Genomic DNA, 16,492 nt, shown 5'->3' with positions numbered 1-16,492 from the left:
ATGCCGATCTATCCATTGATCCCGATTGGTCTATTCATTGCTTGGAAGTCCGGGGCTTTTGGTGTCGTGCTCTTGTTCGGGCTAGCCTTGTTCCTGACGTGGCGTCGGCAAACGATCTACACACATGTCGGTGCGATCTCACTCGTTTTCCTAGTCCTGTTACAAAGTTCTGACCCGGCGGTACATGAAGCCGGGGACTCAGTCTTTGCGATCGAGAGCCGACGCGACAACGGTCAATCGGTTCGACTCTATGGTGAATCGAACGGGATGTCTGGGGTCTTGATCGGGCGCGACGTCGAGCTCGGGCGGCCGGGTGAGACGTGTCTCGTCACGTTCGAACCAGTCCCTTTTTCACCGCTTCGAAATACAGGAGGTTTTGACGAGGCGAAATGGGCGCACGGGGCTGGATTGTCTTTTAAAGGGAAGGATGTCCATGTCGAGCGGTGTCGACCGAGTGACGGATTAAATGGGCGCATGCTGCGCTGGAAAGAACGTCAGCTCGAACGGATCGAAGCGTCGCACCGTCCGGACGTGGCGCTTTACATGGAGGCGTTACTGTTTGGCGAGAGCCGTCTGCTCGACGAGGAGACATCGTTCTCCTATCGCGTGACGGGTCTGCTTCATTTGCTCGTCATTTCCGGGTCCCACATCGCCTTGCTCGTGTTTGCGCTCAGATGGGTGTTTCGTCCGTTGCCGCTTCATCGGGAGACGAAACTTGGTCTCGTGATCGTCTGCGTGACCGCATTCGGTTGGCTGACCGGTTTTTCGCCGCCGGTGGCACGAGCCGTGCTTGTCGCTGATGTCGTGCTCGTCTTGTCGCTATTCGGTCAGACGATTCGCGACCCGGTTCGTATGCTCAGTTGGTGTGCGGCAGCCTTGTTAGCCGTTCAACCGTACTTGCTATGGAATCTCGGGTTTCAATTGACAGTCGGTATGACCTTGTTTTTGCTTTTGACACGGTCGATGTGGACAAATCTGTTCAGCGTAGCGCTTTATGCCCAATGGTTCGGTTTAATTTTTTTATGGCAAATCCAGCCGATTATCTCAATCTTTGCTCCGGTGTACAACGTGATTGCCGGATTGTTGATTTCCTGGGCGATCCTTCCGCTTGCACTCGTCACTTATGTGATGCCGCAGTTCGAACCGACGCTCTATCCGATTCTCGACGGGTTGAACGGGATGTTTCAGATGCATCATACGTATCGTCCGTGGGTCCCGTTGCACGACATCACATTTTGGCATGCGGTCTATTTGTTCGTGTTGCTCGGGATTGGATTGATTCTATTAGATAAGAGACGAGCGGTCGGATGGGTCATTGCGGCAGTTTCGCTGCTTGCGCTGCACGTCTGGTTAGAATGGTCGGAGGAGCCGCGGGTGACGTTTTTAGACGTCGGGCAAGGGGACGCCATCGTCGTCGAGCAAGCCGGCATCACCGGTGTCATCGATGTCGGCGGCGTGTTTCAACATCCGGATGAGCAGAAACGGTCGACGTTCGACCCGGGTGCCGATGTCGTCGTCCCTTACATATGGAAACGAGGCGAGACCCGACTTGATTTCATTTTGCTGACGCATGCCGACCATGACCATATCGGTGGGCTGACGGGCGTGCTTGATCTGATTCCGGTCGAGGAAGTATGGATCGCGGCGGAAGTGGCCGATGAAACGAAGCGGCGGGCGTTAGTCGACGAGCTCGAACCGTATGACGTGAACGTGCGGTTGTTAGAAGCAGGAGAGCGGCCTTATCCATGGATGTGGGTCGTCACACCGGTTGATGCGGGTGAGGACGAGAATGCGAATTCAGTGTCGGTTTTTATGAAAGTCGGAGACTTGTCCTATTTATTGACGGGTGACTTACCGGAGGCGAACGAGCGGTTGATCCCGACTGTCGACGTCGATGTGTTCAAACTAGGCCATCACGGGGCCGAAACGTCTTCCGGTGCTGACTTGATCGCTCGCATCGATCCAGAGTTTGTGGTCGTCAGCGTCGGCGCCAACAATCGATACGGTCATCCTCATCCAGACACGCTCGCCCGTATTCAGGGAAGGCGGTTGCTGCGGACGGATGAGGACGGGATGGTCGTCTGTGAGCGGGGACGGTGTCAGGGGAGCGTGAGAAGGGCAGTCAGGCCGTGAAAACTATGATAAACTAAAAAGCGATTGCTCCCCCGGGGCAATCGCTTTACGACTTAAAGACTTAAAAATTTGATAAGAACACCGATTGCGAAAATCGTGAAGAAAAAGCCGAACGGGACGATGAAGCCGATTGCTGAATCGATGGCATCGTTACGTTTGCACTGCACGTCGTTCTCAAACGGGTTTTCGCTTTGCGGGCGAACCGAGTTAATATGCATAGTGAGTCCCTCCTTAAAATGGTTCCGTTCTAAGTATAGCGAATCAAAGAAGGATAATCTATGTTTTAGATAAGAATAAATTGTGAAAGTGGTGTGTGTGTTGAATGAACCGTGGTTGCACAACGGCAAGTTGTCGAACGTATACGTCCTGTACGGGACAGAGAAGTACTTACTCGAGACGTGGGAACGAGAAATCGTCAAGGCGGCCAGTCCGTCTGGCGACAAATTTGACGTCATGCAGCTTGATTTACATGAAACGTCACTCGATACGGCGTTAGACGAAGCTGAAACGGTACCGTTCTTTAGTGACTACCGCACCGTCATCGTCAAACAGGCCCAATTTTTAACCGGCGCCAAAGAAAAACAAAAGCAAAATCTCGAGCGGTTGACCGAGTACGTGTTGCAGCCGGCGCCTTACTCGGTGCTCGTCTTCATCGTTGAAGCGGAAAAACTCGATGAGCGGAAGAAAGTCGTCAAGCGCTTGAAAGAGCGAGCCATCGTCCTCGAGGCGAAGAAGCCGAGCCAAAGCGAGCTCATGCGCTACGTCAATGACGAGCTGAACCGGCGCAGGCAGTCGATGGAGCGTACGACGGTCGAACGCTTGCTATTCCTTTGTCAAGACGACTGGGGCAAGCTCGTCCGGGAACTGGAGAAGCTCCAGCTCTATGCTGGCGACGGAGCCAACATCCCGCTTGAAATCGTCAACGATCTCGTGCCTCGGACGCTAGAAGATAACGTATTCCAACTGTCCGAGTATTTGGTGGGCCGACGGGCCGATTTGGCGTTGCGCCTCGTCCGTGATTTAGAAAAACAAGGCCAAGAACTGATCGGTCTCTTGGCGTTGCTCGCTCGTCAATATCGAAATATGTACCTCGCCAAGCAGTTGACCGAGAAAGGGTACGGCGAGAAGCAAATCGCCTCAAAAATTGGCGCCCACCCTTATACGGTGAAACTGGCGACGCAAGCGAGCCGTAACTTTTCAGAGGCGCAGCTCGCCAAGGCGCTCACGCTCATCGCCGATGCGGACGAAGCGATGAAGACAGGACGGGGCGACAAACAGATCGTGTTTGACACGCTCGTCTGTCAATTAACATTACTGTGAGGTGGTTGTATGTTGCAGCAAGTGTTGCTTGAAGAAGTGGTCCCGCTCCGGCATGAAGTACTGCGTCCAGGTTTAGCCGTTTCGACGTGTTATTTTGACGGGGATGACGCCGAGTCGACCCGTCACTACGCCTGGGCTGAAGACGGGCGCATCTTATCGATTGCGACGGTGATGCGACAAGACCGGGAGCTGTCTGGCGAACGAGTTTCGTTTCAACTGCGCGGCATGGCCACCGATCCGGCCGTCGCCGGGACAGGCGTCGGATCTCGTTTCTTACAGGCGGTCCATCGTGAATTGAACGCTTCTTGGTGGTGTAACGCCCGCGAGGTCGCGGTCCGGTTTTACGAACGCAACGGCCTCGTCATCGTCGGGGATCCGTTCGAAATTGAAGGCATCGGGACACATTACGTCATGCTATACAAAAAAACAGCCGGCTCCTGAACGGAGGCGGCTGTTTCGTTTGTTCTCTAATTAGAGAGCTGCGATACGAGCTGCGAGACGTGATTTGTCACGACCTGCTTTGTTTTGGTGGATGAGACCTTTTGCTGCAGCTTTGTCGATTTTCTTCGTAGCGAGGACGAAAGCTTCTTGAGCTGCTTCTTTGTTTCCTTCGACGACGAGAGTATCGACACGTTTTACTGCTGTACGCATTGCTGCTTTCTCTTGCGAGTTAGCGACGCGACGTTTTTCAGAAGTTTTTGCACGTTTGATTGCTGATTTGATATTTGCCATGTTATTTCACCTCCTGAAACAAGAAAGTGTATGTTCTCATTACTTCAAGTAATCATTCAACAGAACAAGCACAATTGTAGCAAACGGTTATTCGAAAAGCAACCACTTGATGATTATTCTGAAAACTATATGTGGTATTGTTGTAGTAGGTCGTACACATTAACTTAGGATTTTGATATAATGACACGGTATGCATGAGAAGGATAGGTGAACCCATATATGAATAAACAAGAATTAGAGAACCGTCAGAAGAAGATTCGCAACTTTTCCATCATCGCCCACATCGATCATGGCAAGTCGACGCTAGCTGACCGGATTCTCGAGAGAACTGGTGCGCTTACGGCGCGTGAAATGAAAGAACAGACGCTTGACGCGATGGATCTCGAACGGGAACGTGGCATCACGATCAAATTGAACGCTGTTAAATTGAACTATACCGCAAAAGATGGAGTTGAGTACATCCTTCATTTGATCGACACGCCTGGACACGTCGACTTCACGTATGAAGTCTCGCGCTCACTCGCAGCGTGTGAAGGTGCGGTCCTCGTCGTTGATGCCGCCCAAGGGATCGAGGCGCAGACGCTCGCAAACGTCTACCTCGCACTCGACAACGACCTCGAGATCATCCCGGTCATCAACAAGATCGACTTACCGTCGGCTGACGTCGAACGCGTCCGTCAAGAGATTGAGGACGTGATCGGACTGGACGCCAGTGATGCGGTGCCGGCTTCTGCCAAGGCAGGAATCGGGATTGAAGAAATTCTTGAACAAATCGTAGAGCTTGTGCCGCCGCCGACGGGAGATCCGTCAGCACCGCTTCAGGCTTTGATCTTCGACTCGTATTACGATGCGTATCGTGGCGTCGTCGCCTCGATCCGAGTCGTCAACGGTTCGGTCAAAGTCGGGGATAAAGTTCAAATGATGTCGACCGGTAAATCGTTCGAAGTGACGGATCTTGGTGTCTCGACACCTAAACCGTTATCTGTGAAAGAGTTGAATGTCGGAGACGTTGGTACGCTCTCGGCATCGATTAAAACGGTTGGCGACGTTCGTGTCGGTGATACGATCACGCTCGCTAAAAACCCATCGACCGAGCAACTTCCTGGTTACCGTAAGATGAACCCGATGGTATACTGCGGTCTTTATCCGATTGATGCGGCCAAGTATAACGATTTGCGTGAAGCGCTTGAGCGGCTCCAGTTATCTGATGCGGCACTCGAGTTCGAGCCCGAGACGTCACAAGCGCTCGGATTTGGTTTCCGTAGCGGATTCCTCGGCATGCTTCATATGGAAATCATTCAAGAGCGGATCGAGCGCGAGTTTGGAATCGACTTGATCACGACGGCACCGTCGGTTATCTATCACGTTACGACGACGTCAGGAGACGTCATCCACGTCGATAACCCGTCGAAGATGCCTGAGCAACAAAAAGTTGAATTGATCGAAGAGCCATACGTTAAAGCGGCGATCATGACACCGAACGATTACGTCGGCTCGATCATGGAACTTTGTCAGAAGAAACGTGGCAGTTTTATCGATATGGAGTACATCGATACGACCCGTGTTAAAATCACGTACGATATTCCGCTCAGTGAAATCGTCTACGACTTCTTTGATCAATTGAAATCAAGTACGAAAGGCTATGCCTCACTGGACTATGATTTGATCGGGTATCGTCCGTCACGCCTCGTCAAGATGGATATTCTCCTCAACAACGAGCTCGTCGATGCGCTCAGCTTTATCGTTCACCGCGACTTCGCCTACGAACGTGGGAAAGTCATCGTTGAAAAGTTAAAGGCGCTCATCCCACGGATGCAGTTCGAAGTGCCGATCCAAGCAGCGGTCAGCACGAAAATTGTCGCCCGGTCGACGATCAAGGCGTTACGTAAAAACGTCCTTGCCAAATGTTACGGCGGCGACATCTCGCGGAAACGTAAACTTCTCGAGAAACAAAAAGAAGGTAAAAAACGCATGAAGATGGTTGGATCCGTCGAAGTGCCGCAAGAAGCGTTCATGTCCGTCTTGTCGATGGACGAAGAATGAGTGGTCGCCCTTATCCATGGATAAGGGCGATTTTTTTCATTTGGCAGGATTCGTGACGTCCGGTACGGAATAGTACCCACTTACAGAAAAATAGAGGAGGAGTAGCGGTGACCGTCTATAATTTTTCAGCAGGGCCGAGCGTTTTGCCAAAATCGGTACTACAAGAAGTGCAAGACGAGTTTCTGTCTTATCAAAAAACGGGTGTCTCGATCGTCGAGATGAGCCACCGTTCGGAGCGCTTCATTGCGATTACCGAGGCGCTCGAAGCGAGGCTGCGGAGATTGATGGACATCTCAGACGATTACGCCGTCCTTTGGCTGCAAGGCGGGGCGACGCTCCAGTTCTCGATGATTCCGATGAACTTGCGTACGACAGGGCGTTTCGCTTATCTCGACAGCGGCACGTGGTCGAAAAAAGCGATCGCTGATGCCCGCCACTATGGGGACGTCGCCGTCGTCGGCAGTTCGGCGAGTTCGAACTATCGGGAACTGCCTGACTATGAAGGGGATGGCGAGACCGCCGATTATCTCCATTTGACGCTGAACAATACAATCGAAGGGACACGTTATACGATGCTTCCGGATACAGGCATCCCGCTCGTCGCGGACGTGTCCTCCAATATTTTGGCAGAATCGATCGACGTGAGCCGCTACGGTCTGCTGTACGCAGGCGCCCAAAAAAATATCGGACCGGCCGGGTTAAGCGTCGTCATCATTCGTCGCGACTTGATTGTCGACCGCGATTTGCCAAGTTATTTGAACTACGCCCGTCACACCGACACCGTTTTGAACACACCGGCGACGTTTAGCATGTATGTCGCCGAACGGGTTCTCGCCTGGGTCGAACGGACGGGTGGCGTCGCCGAGATGGAACGGCGCAACCGTGAGAAGAGCGCGCGATTGTATGCTTATTTAGACGGCTCAACGTTGTTCCGGTCGCTCGTCACAGGAGATATCCGTTCATTGACGAATATTCCGTTCACGACGGGACGGGACGAGACGGATCGAGCGTTTCAACAGTTCGCCGAGGAACGTGGATTGATCGAACTTGGTGGCCACCGCTCGGTCGGAGGGCTGCGGGCCAGTCTTTACAACGCGATGCCGCTCGAAGGAGTCGTTCGTCTAGTCGAAGTGATGCAAGCATTTGAACAGGAGGGATACGATGTTTCACATCAAAACATATAATCAAATCGCATCAGCCGGGCTAGAGCGTTTTGAGCCGAGAGAATACGCCGTCAACGCAGTGGAGCAGGCCGATGCCTGGGTCATTCGGAGCCATGACGTTCACGACGCCGAGATTCCCCCGTACTTGCTCGCGATCGCCCGGGCCGGGGCTGGGGTGAACAACATCCCGCTTGAGCGCTTGGCGCGTCAAGGCGTCGTCGTGTTCCATACACCAGGGGCGAACGCGAACGCGGTCAAAGAACTCGTACTCGCGAGCATGCTTTTATCGGTCCGGCCGATCCTTGAAGGCGCGCGTTGGGTGAACGAGCAAACGTTCCCAAGCCAAGCGTTACTTGAGCGGGCGATGGAAGACGAGAAGCGTCGCTTTGTCGGCTCTGAATTACGAGGCAAGAAGGTCGGCATCGTCGGCCTCGGCGCGATCGGGGCGTCGCTCGCGAACGACCTGCTTCAGCTCGGTGTCGACGTCGTCGGGTACGACCCGCATTTATCGGTCGATGGAGCGTGGAACGTATCAAAGCAAGTAAAACGAGCCAAGCATTTAGACGATTTGCTCAGAGACGTCGATTTGCTCTCGATCCATATGCCGCTCACGGACGACACACGCAACTTGATCGACGCTAGTTGGTTCAAACGGATGAAGCCTGGGGTGACGTTATTGAACTTCGCCCGTGGCGAGCTCGTGAACGATGCTGATTTGATTGAGGCGTTACAAGATAAAGTGGCGACGTACATTACAGACTTCCCGCAACAGGCGTTACTCGGCCATCCTCAAGTCGTCGCTTTTCCGCATCTTGGGGCTTCGACACGAGAATCCGAAGTGAATTGCGCGATTCAAGCCGTCGATACGCTGAAACTGTATTTAGAGACCGGAAACATCCGGAATTCCGCTAACTTTCCGGACACTGAACTTCCTTACGTCGGCAAGCGACGCTTGGCGGTGCTGCACTTGAACGTCCCGAACATGGTCGGTCAAATTGCGAGCCGGCTCGCCGAGAACGGGATCAACATCGATAACATGGTGAATCGCAGCCGGAACGATGTGGCCTACACGATGATCGACATCGATAACCATAAACAAGAAGAACTGTCCGTGCATGCTTTGTACGACATCGAGGGCGTCATGCGCGTCCGTGAATTTTAAGGAGGGATCAACATGGTCATATTTAAACCGTTTAAACCGTATATGCCGGCCCATCCTGAAGCTGTGGCGGCCGACCCGTACGACATCGTGAACGTCGAACAGGCACGAGGAGACGTCGAGCGACGTCCGAACTCATTTCTCTCGGTCGATAAGCCGGAACTGTTTGCCGCTGACCTGTCACTCGAAGCGTGGGGACGACGTGCGAGGACCGAGTTGGAACGGTTGTACGCGACTGAACTGACGGAACAGGCAAACGGCTTTTACGTCTATCGGCTGACGAATCAAGGGCGGCGTCAAACCGGTCTCGTGGCGACGTTTTCGGTCGCGGATTATGAGGCGGGCCGCATCAAGATCCATGAACATACACGAGAAGTGAAAGAGCGGGAACGGGTCGAACATGTGGCGGCGACGAAAGCGCACACCGGACCGATTTTACTGAGCCATGAGCCGGACGAGGCGTTACGGCGTATCCTTGAAGCCGCCACGAACGAACGACCTCTATTTTCCTTCACGGACAGTCAAGGTGTCTTGCACGAAGGCTATGCGGTGCCGCCGAAAGACCAGGCGCGTGTCATTATGATCGGGGCGACGATCCCGTCCATCTATATCGCCGACGGGCATCATCGGGCCAAAGCGGCGGCTGTCGTCGCGGCGCTAGAACTGCCTGAAGGTGAATCGAAACTAGAGCGCGATCACTTTTTAGGTGTGCTCTTCCCGAGCGACGAGTTGACGATCTTGCCGTACCATCGCCTGTTGACCGATGTTACGCCTGAAGAAGTCGCGGCTTTATTGGACGGGATTTCGTTCTCGTACGAAGTGGTGTCGACTGACGGCCTCGTCGTTCCGCAAGCGCGCGGTTCGTTCGGATTGTCTTACCGCGGCAAACAGTATGAGTTGACGAAACGACAGTCGACCGCGGCTCTCGACGTTGCCACGCTACAACGGGATATTCTCGAACCGTACTTCGGAGTGGACGATGTCCGGACCGATAAACGGATTGACTTCGTCGGCGGCTCAGACGCCGTCGAACAACTGGAACGGTTGGCCGAGCGACCGGATGTCGTCGTGTTGACATGTCACGCTACGGCGATGGGAGAGTTGATGCAGGTCGCCGATGAATCCGGACAGATGCCACCGAAATCGACTTGGTTCGATCCGAAACTGAAGAGCGGATTGTTCATCCATCGTTTCGATTGAATGCAGACAGTGGCGTGAAGACGTAAAAAGCGTTATAAATGGAAGGAGAAGAAAGGGGTGGCCGCCATGGCTAAAGCCGTATATCTTCACATTCCATTTTGTGAACATATTTGTTATTACTGCGATTTCAACAAGGTGTTCTTAAAGAACCAACCGGTTGATGACTATTTAGATGCGTTAGAACGAGAGATCGTCCTATCGCTTGAACAATATCCGACAGATGAGATCGAGACGATCTTTATCGGCGGAGGAACGCCGACCGCGCTCGATGAGGTGCAGATGAAACGTCTCATGGACATGGTCGAGCGGCACTTGCTCCCGCTCGCTACAAAGAATATAGAATACTCGGTCGAGGCGAATCCGAACTTTGTGAGCGCCGAAAAGCTCGATACGATGAAACGAGGCGGTGTCAACCGCGTCAGTTTCGGCGTCCAGACGTTCGACGACGGCGGGCTTGAACGGATCGGGCGGACGCATCGGGCGGATGACGTGTTCGCGACGGTGACGGAGGCGGCGAAACGGTTCGACAACATCTCGATCGACCTCATGTTCGGACTACCGGAGCAGACGCTCGAACAGATCGAACGGGACCTCGACTTGGCGTTCAAACTGCCGATCCAACACGTCTCGTCCTATTCCTTGATCCTCGAACCGCACACCGTCTTCGCGATCCAAGACCGCAAAGGCAAGCTTCGTCTGCCGGGTGAGGACATCGAAGTCGCCATGTACTTGAAAGTCATGGAGACGCTCGAACGCCGTGGGCTCAAGCAGTACGAGATCTCGAACTACAGTGTCGAGGGACGGGAGAGCCGTCACAACCAAGTGTATTGGCGGAACGAGGAGTATTACGGCTTCGGAGCCGGGGCTCACAGTTACTTGAACGGCGAGCGCCGGGCGAACGTCGCGCCGATCCCGCACTATATCAAGGCGGAAGGTTTACCGGTTCGAAGTACGACGACACTCGAGACGTTCGAGCGGATGGAAGAAGAGTTGTTTCTCGGACTCCGGATGCGCAGCGGTGTGTCGTTTGAGACGTTCGAAACGAAGTACGGTGTCTCGATGGAGTCGGTGTTCGGGCACGTCTTGTCCGAACTGAAAGCGAAACAGTTGATTGAAACGACGGACACGCACGTCCGGTTGACCGAGTCGGGACTCCCGCTCGCCAACGAGGCGTTCGCGGCATTCATCGGTGAGGCACGATTAAATGATGTGACAACGTAAAAACAGGCGAATCCGATGTCGGATTCGCCTGTTTTAGTTAGAGAACGAGCTCGCGGTAGATCGGCATGAGCCGTCCGAACGTGTCCTCGACAAGGGCGAGGAACGCCGCTTCGTTTTGGAGGATCGAGGCATCGGCCGAAAGTTGACGACCGATCAAGAAGTCGGCTTTTTTGACGGTCGCGAAGCGCTCGACGATGGCATCGATTGACGCAGAGGACGTCTCTTCGATCAAGAACGCCTCTTTTTTCATATGATCGCCGGCAAGATGGAAGTCGGGAAATTCATGTTTAAAGTCGATTGTCATGAGTCGTTTGCCGATTGCTTCTTTGTTCGGCATCTCATAGATGAAGGCAAGCCAGACGAAGACACGGTCGTCGAACAGACCGACTTGGAAATGCGGATGTTTCTTATAGCCACGTTTATCGTGACAGATCGCCATCCACGTATCTTTCGGCGGATTGACCGTCCGGCGGGCGTGCTTGGCGACGTGGAGATAGAGCGGGATGCCGACGTCGGCTTCAAGCTGCGGACCGACCTCGTCATAGATGCGATGGAACAGCGGTTGAATGTCCGCGCGAATACCTGACATGCGGGCGTCGAGCCCGTCTTGCGTAAACACGTTAAATTGTTTAGTTGTAAACATATGATCACCTCAATTCGTATCATACCGAAAGTGCGCGGAAGATGCATTTCGAATGACTTTCAATCGATGGAAAAAATGATGCATTTGAATTGACAAATAAGGAGAACATGATAATATTTGAAGTGTGATTAGCACTCAGTAAATATGAGTGCTAATAAAAGTGAGGCCAATCCTTCAGAGAGGAGTGATGTTGTGCTGACAGAGAGACAATTGCTCATTTTACGAGCAATCATTGATGATTACATTCAGACAGCCCAGCCCGTCGGTTCACGGACGCTTTCGAAACGGGATGACTTGTCGTTCAGTTCGGCGACGATCCGAAACGACATGGCGGATTTAGAAGACATGGGCTTGATCGAAAAACCGCACACTTCAGCAGGACGAATCCCGTCTGAAGTCGGGTATCGTTATTACGTCGATCACCTTGTCGAGACGAAACTCATCGACGAGCGGGAAACATATCGGCTCGGGGAACGCTTGCGAGCGTCCGCCCAAGAGTCAGAAGTCCTCATTCGTCAAGCCGCTGACCTACTCTCTGATTTGACCAATTATACGACGGTAGCGCTCGGTCCGAGCAGTCAGATGAACCGGCTGGCACGGATCGATTTGATGCCGCTCGATGAACGGCGCGGTGTCGTCTTGATCGTAACGGATCAAGGGCACGTCGAACATCGAACGGTCGTGTTCGAATCGCCGATGGCGCCGGATATGGTCGAACAAACAATCCGATTTTTAAACGATCGTCTAAAAGGAACTCCGCTCGGTCAACTGAAGTTCCGTATCGGAGAAGAAGTGTCAAACCTTCGCCTCGCTCATCAACAACAATATGAGTCGATGATGCAACTCATTCAAGCGACCGTCGGGGTACATCATCCGACCTCGCTGTATCTTGGTGGGAAGAAAAACATCTTCAACCAACCCGAGTTTCAAACGCTCGATACGTTACGTCCGTTCCTAGAGTGGATCGACGAGCAAGAACGGTTGACCGACTGGCTCGAATCGTTGCCAAATCGCGAGATTTATGTGAGCATTGGGAGCGAGAATGGGATCCTTGCGCTTCAAAATTGTAGCGTCATCACCTCGGACTATACGCTCGACGGCAAGACGTTCGGGACGATTGCGATGATTGGTCCGACCCGGATGGATTATCGGCACGGGGTGCGGATGATGGGACAAATCATTGAAGCGTTAAGGCGAACGAAACTAGAAGAGTGAACGAAAGGAGCCTCAATATGACTACTGAAAATCAAAACGGGCCAGACCAAGAAGAAGAAGTGCTCGAAGAGAAAGATTTCGACGCGTTGCAGTCAGAGACTGCGGACGCTGACGAGGTTTCAAATGCTGAAATAGTGGAAGAAAGTTCTGAGGGACCAGATTTGCAACAAGAAATCGAAGCGCTCAAAGCGAGCGAGCTTCGGATTCGTGCTGATTTTGACAACTTCCGCCGCCGAACGAACGAAGAGAACGCGAAACGCGTCAAGTTCGCTTCGCAAGCCGTCATCGAGAAACTGATTCCGCTCATCGATAACTTTGAGCGTGCGCTTCAAGTCGAAGCGTCATCGGATGACGCTAAACAGATTCAAGCGGGTGTCGACATGATCCACCGTCAATTGCTCGACGTGTTAAACGCCGAGAACGTTGAAGTGATCGAAGCAGTCGGTCAGCCGTTCGACCCGAATTATCATCAAGCGGTCATGCAAGAACCGAGTGATGAGTTCGAGTCTGGGATTGTAACGATGGAGCTTCAAAAAGGGTACACGTTGCACGGACGCGTCATTCGTCCAAGCATGGTAAAAGTTTCGGAATAAAATTACTTAACTAGATGGAGGAATAGACAATGGCTAAAATTATCGGAATTGACTTAGGAACAACGAACTCTTGTGTAGCAGTTATGGAAGGTGGCGAAGCGGTCGTCATCTCAAACGCAGAAGGGAACCGTACGACACCGTCTGTCGTCGCATTCAAAGGGGAAGAGCGTCAAGTCGGTGAAGTCGCGAAGCGTCAAGCGATCACGAACCCGAACACGATCCAATCGATCAAGCGTCATATGGGAACGTCACATACGGTCGAAGTCGACGGTAAGAAATTCACGCCACAAGAAATTTCGGCCATCATTTTGCAAAAACTTAAAAAAGATGCAGAAGACTACCTTGGTGAGTCCGTAACTGAAGCGGTCATCACAGTTCCTGCCTACTTTAACGACGCTGAGCGTCAAGCGACGAAAGACGCCGGGAAAATTGCCGGTCTCGATGTCAAACGGATCATCAACGAGCCGACAGCAGCGGCGCTCGCTTACGGCCTCGACAAAGGTGAAGATCACACGATCTTGATCTATGACCTCGGTGGCGGTACGTTCGACGTCTCGATTCTCGAGCTCGGAGACGGCGTGTTTGAAGTTGTCGCGACAGCAGGGGACAACCGACTCGGTGGAGACGACTTTGACCAAAAAGTCATCGATTACCTCGTGTCTGAATTCAAAAAAGAGAACGGTATCGACCTCGCGCAAGACAAGATGGCGCTCCAACGCTTGAAAGATGCGGCCGAGAAAGCGAAGAAAGACCTTTCAGGCGTGACAAGCGCGCACATCAGCCTCCCGTTCATCACAGCAGGAGCAGCTGGCCCGCTTCACCTTGAAACAACACTCACACGTGCGAAATTCGATGAATTGACAGCAGACCTCGTCGAGCGCACGATGGAACCGACTCGCCGCGCGTTGAAAGACTCAGGCCTCACGCCGTCTGATCTCGACAAGATCATTCTCGTCGGTGGTTCGACACGTATCCCTGCGGTCCAAAAAGCGATTCACGATTTCACGAAGAAAGAGCCGTTCAAAGGCGTTAACCCGGACGAAGTCGTTGCCCTCGGTGCAGCGATCCAAGGCGGTGTCCTTGCCGGTGACGTGAAAGACGTCGTCCTTCTCGACGTGACTCCGCTTTCGCTCGGTATCGAGACGATGGGTGGCGTGATGACGAAGTTGATCGATCGCAACACGACGATTCCGACATCGAAATCACAAGTCTTCTCGACAGCAGCAGACAACCAGCCAGCCGTTGACATCCACGTCTTGCAAGGGGAACGCCCGATGGCGCCTGACAACAAGACGCTCGGTCGTTTCCAATTGACGGACATCCCGCCGGCACCACGCGGTGTCCCACAAGTCGAAGTCAAGTTCGACATCGATGCGAACGGAATCGTTCACGTATCGGCGAAAGACCTCGGTACGAACAAAGAGCAGTCGATCACGATCCAGTCGTCTTCAGGTATCGACGAGGCTGAAATCGAGCGCATGGTGAAAGAAGCGGAAGCGAACGCGGAAGCAGACAAACAGCGTAAAGAAGAAGCAGAGCTCCGTAACGAAACGGACCAACTCGTCTTCGCGACGGACAAGGCGATCAAAGACCTTGGAGATAAAGTCGACGCAACAGATAAAGACAAAGCCGAAGCAGCGAAAGAAAAAGCAAAATCAGCACTTGAAGGTACAGACCTCGAAGCAATCCGTACGGCGAAAGATGAGCTATCTGAAGTCGTACAAGAATTGACGCAAAAAGTATATGCGAACATGGCTGAACAGCAAGGTGCTGAAGGCGCTGAGACACAAACAGAAGCGAAAGACGATAACGTCGTCGACGCGGAGTTTGAAGATCTCGACGATCGTAAATAAGGCAACCGATAGATTGGATGGCGCCAAAGCAGGTTTCTGCTTTGGCTCTTTCCATGTTAAGGTAGAATCGGTAAAATCGAACTTGAAACAGTAAAGAGGAGAGAGTAACGTGGCGAAACGAGATTATTATGAAGTGCTTGGCCTAGACAAATCGGCCTCGGCGCAAGACATCAAACGGGCCTATCGCAAATTGGCACGGGAATATCATCCAGACATCAACCAAGAGCCGGATGCGGCCGATAAATTTAAAGAGCTCGGTGAGGCGTATGAAGTGCTGTCAGACGAGCAGAAACGGGCTCAATATGACCGCTTCGGATTTGAAGGAGCGAGCCAGTTCGGAGGCGGCGGTGACTTCCAAGGCGGATTCGGCGACATCTTCGACATGTTCTTCGGCGGCGGCGGACGTCGTCAAGACCCGAACGCACCGCGACGCGGAGAAGATTATCAATACGTCGTCGACCTCGACTTCATGGAGAGCGTGACCGGTAAGACGGAAACGATCGACCTTGAGATCGAAGTCGAATGTGACACGTGTATGGGTAGCGGTGCCAAGCCGGGGACGAAACCAGAGACGTGCGGCCGTTGTGGCGGTAGCGGTGTCGAAACGGTCGAACAGAACACGGTGCTCGGTCGCATGGTCAATCAGCGGACGTGTAGCCAATGTCATGGAACAGGCAAGACGATCAAAGAGAAATGTACGACGTGCCATGGCTCTGGTCACGTCAAGAAGACACAGCAAGTCGAAGTCAAAATTCCTGCCGGTATCGATAACGGCCAACAGATCCGCATGTCCGGCAAAGGTGGTCCTGGCGCTAACGGTGGCCCGGCCGGCGATCTTTACATCGTCGTCCGCGTTCGGGCGCACGAAATCTTCGAGCGTGTCGACCAGCACATCTCGATGGAGATGCCGGTCACGTTCGCGCAAGCAGCACTCGGCGCCGAACTCGAAGTCCCGACCGTGCACGGCAAGGTCAGCTTGAAAGTGCCAGCCGGAACACAGACCGGATCGAAATTCCGTTTGCGTGGAAAAGGGATGCCGAGCGTTCGCGGCGGCGGCAACGGCGACCAGTACGTCAATATCGTCATCATGACACCGACGAACATGACAGATCGTCAAAAAGAATTGCTCCGCGAGTTTGAAGAGATCAGCGGAGAAGCGGGCGTGGAAGAACAGCACGGCCTCTTCCAAAAGATGAAAAAGTTTTTTAGCCAGTAAA

15 protein-coding genes are annotated in these 16,492 nt (G+C 53.0%); 12 read left to right on the top strand and 3 right to left on the bottom strand.

Going from position 1 to position 16,492, the window contains the following annotated elements; translation table 11 throughout:
- Complete coding sequence (locus tag EVJ21_RS09585; protein ID WP_131490395.1) at window positions 1-2,133, top strand: DNA internalization-related competence protein ComEC/Rec2; 2,133 nt, start codon at window positions 1-3, stop codon at window positions 2,131-2,133.
- Between the two features lie 53 nt (window positions 2,134-2,186).
- Here the strand turns inward: EVJ21_RS09585 and EVJ21_RS09580 are convergent, their stop codons facing one another.
- Window positions 2,187-2,351: a YqzM family protein gene (locus EVJ21_RS09580; protein ID WP_016508105.1), complete on the bottom strand. Its 165-nt coding sequence runs from the start codon at window positions 2,349-2,351 to the stop codon at window positions 2,187-2,189.
- Window positions 2,352-2,448: 97 nt separating this feature from the next.
- Between EVJ21_RS09580 and holA the strand changes: the two genes are divergently transcribed.
- Together holA and EVJ21_RS09570 are read left to right on the top strand one after the other, a co-directional pair.
- Window positions 2,449-3,453: a DNA polymerase III subunit delta gene (gene holA, locus EVJ21_RS09575; RefSeq protein WP_083273932.1), complete on the top strand. Its 1,005-nt coding sequence runs from the start codon at window positions 2,449-2,451 to the stop codon at window positions 3,451-3,453.
- Between the two features lie 9 nt (window positions 3,454-3,462).
- The gene (locus EVJ21_RS09570; RefSeq protein ID WP_131490394.1) at window positions 3,463-3,894 is read left to right on the top strand and encodes a GNAT family N-acetyltransferase; all 432 of its coding nucleotides are present in this window, start codon (window positions 3,463-3,465) and stop codon (window positions 3,892-3,894) included.
- A 30-nt stretch (window positions 3,895-3,924) separates the two neighbouring features.
- Here EVJ21_RS09570 and rpsT read toward each other — a convergent pair whose 3' ends face one another.
- A complete protein-coding gene (rpsT, locus tag EVJ21_RS09565) occupies window positions 3,925-4,185 on the bottom strand; it encodes a 30S ribosomal protein S20 (protein WP_034778152.1) in 261 nt (86 codons plus the stop codon).
- Between the two features lie 219 nt (window positions 4,186-4,404).
- Between rpsT and lepA the strand changes: the two genes are divergently transcribed.
- From lepA to hemW, 5 genes are all read left to right on the top strand, one after another.
- On the top strand, window positions 4,405-6,228 hold the full coding sequence (gene lepA / locus EVJ21_RS09560) for a translation elongation factor 4 (protein WP_070326972.1): 1,824 nt from the start codon (window positions 4,405-4,407) through the stop codon (window positions 6,226-6,228).
- A 107-nt stretch (window positions 6,229-6,335) separates the two neighbouring features.
- The gene (gene serC, locus EVJ21_RS09555) at window positions 6,336-7,412 is read left to right on the top strand and encodes a 3-phosphoserine/phosphohydroxythreonine transaminase (RefSeq protein WP_131463815.1); all 1,077 of its coding nucleotides are present in this window, start codon (window positions 6,336-6,338) and stop codon (window positions 7,410-7,412) included.
- On the top strand, window positions 7,390-8,553 hold the full coding sequence (locus tag EVJ21_RS09550) for a phosphoglycerate dehydrogenase (RefSeq protein ID WP_070326974.1): 1,164 nt from the start codon (window positions 7,390-7,392) through the stop codon (window positions 8,551-8,553). The genes serC and EVJ21_RS09550 overlap by 23 nt, the downstream gene beginning before the upstream one ends.
- Before the next feature lie 12 nt (window positions 8,554-8,565).
- Window positions 8,566-9,750: a DUF1015 domain-containing protein gene (locus tag EVJ21_RS09545; protein WP_131490393.1), complete on the top strand. Its 1,185-nt coding sequence runs from the start codon at window positions 8,566-8,568 to the stop codon at window positions 9,748-9,750.
- 66 nt (window positions 9,751-9,816) lie between these two features.
- Window positions 9,817-10,971 (top strand): radical SAM family heme chaperone HemW, encoded by a 1,155-nt coding sequence (gene hemW / locus EVJ21_RS09540; protein ID WP_070326976.1) that lies wholly within the window; start codon window positions 9,817-9,819, stop codon window positions 10,969-10,971.
- A gap of 37 nt (window positions 10,972-11,008) precedes the next feature.
- Here the strand turns inward: hemW and EVJ21_RS09535 are convergent, their stop codons facing one another.
- Complete coding sequence (locus EVJ21_RS09535; RefSeq protein WP_070326977.1) at window positions 11,009-11,614, bottom strand: DUF1054 domain-containing protein; 606 nt, start codon at window positions 11,612-11,614, stop codon at window positions 11,009-11,011.
- 192 nt (window positions 11,615-11,806) lie between these two features.
- Between EVJ21_RS09535 and hrcA the strand changes: the two genes are divergently transcribed.
- The 4 genes from hrcA (at window position 11,807) to dnaJ (ending at window position 16,491) form a co-directional block, all read left to right on the top strand.
- Window positions 11,807-12,829 carry a heat-inducible transcriptional repressor HrcA gene (gene hrcA / locus EVJ21_RS09530; RefSeq protein WP_070326978.1) on the top strand — a complete coding sequence of 341 codons (1,023 nt, stop codon included), beginning with the start codon at window positions 11,807-11,809 and terminating at the stop codon, window positions 12,827-12,829.
- Between the two features lie 17 nt (window positions 12,830-12,846).
- A complete protein-coding gene (grpE, locus tag EVJ21_RS09525; protein WP_131463808.1) occupies window positions 12,847-13,422 on the top strand; it encodes a nucleotide exchange factor GrpE in 576 nt (191 codons plus the stop codon).
- A gap of 29 nt (window positions 13,423-13,451) precedes the next feature.
- Window positions 13,452-15,275, top strand: coding sequence for a molecular chaperone DnaK (gene dnaK, locus EVJ21_RS09520; RefSeq protein WP_071397788.1), 1,824 nt, complete (start codon window positions 13,452-13,454; stop codon window positions 15,273-15,275).
- Between the two features lie 109 nt (window positions 15,276-15,384).
- On the top strand, window positions 15,385-16,491 hold the full coding sequence (gene dnaJ / locus EVJ21_RS09515) for a molecular chaperone DnaJ (RefSeq protein WP_131439963.1): 1,107 nt from the start codon (window positions 15,385-15,387) through the stop codon (window positions 16,489-16,491).
- Window position 16,492: the final 1 nt, after the last annotated feature.

Source organism: Exiguobacterium sp. SH0S2 (assembly GCF_004337185.1).
Classification (GTDB): Bacteria; Bacillota; Bacilli; order Exiguobacteriales; family Exiguobacteriaceae; genus Exiguobacterium; species Exiguobacterium aurantiacum_A.
This window is presented reverse-complemented; position numbering and strand designations above follow the sequence as displayed.

Bases quoted from the DNA above. Each gene is read 5' to 3' on its own strand.
- EVJ21_RS09585 (WP_131490395.1), top strand. From the start codon at position 1: ATGCCGATCTATCCATTGATCCCGATTGGTCTATTCATTGCTTGGAAG.
- EVJ21_RS09580 (WP_016508105.1), bottom strand. From the start codon at position 2,351: ATGCATATTAACTCGGTTCGCCCGCAAAGCGAAAACCCGTTTGAGAAC.
- EVJ21_RS09570 (WP_131490394.1), top strand. From the start codon at position 3,463: ATGTTGCAGCAAGTGTTGCTTGAAGAAGTGGTCCCGCTCCGGCATGAA.
- rpsT (WP_034778152.1), bottom strand. From the start codon at position 4,185: ATGGCAAATATCAAATCAGCAATCAAACGTGCAAAAACTTCTGAAAAA.
- lepA (WP_070326972.1), top strand. From the start codon at position 4,405: ATGAATAAACAAGAATTAGAGAACCGTCAGAAGAAGATTCGCAACTTT.
- EVJ21_RS09550 (WP_070326974.1), top strand. From the start codon at position 7,390: ATGTTTCACATCAAAACATATAATCAAATCGCATCAGCCGGGCTAGAG.
- EVJ21_RS09545 (WP_131490393.1), top strand. From the start codon at position 8,566: ATGGTCATATTTAAACCGTTTAAACCGTATATGCCGGCCCATCCTGAA.
- hemW (WP_070326976.1), top strand. From the start codon at position 9,817: ATGGCTAAAGCCGTATATCTTCACATTCCATTTTGTGAACATATTTGT.
- EVJ21_RS09535 (WP_070326977.1), bottom strand. From the start codon at position 11,614: ATGTTTACAACTAAACAATTTAACGTGTTTACGCAAGACGGGCTCGAC.
- grpE (WP_131463808.1), top strand. From the start codon at position 12,847: ATGACTACTGAAAATCAAAACGGGCCAGACCAAGAAGAAGAAGTGCTC.
- dnaK (WP_071397788.1), top strand. From the start codon at position 13,452: ATGGCTAAAATTATCGGAATTGACTTAGGAACAACGAACTCTTGTGTA.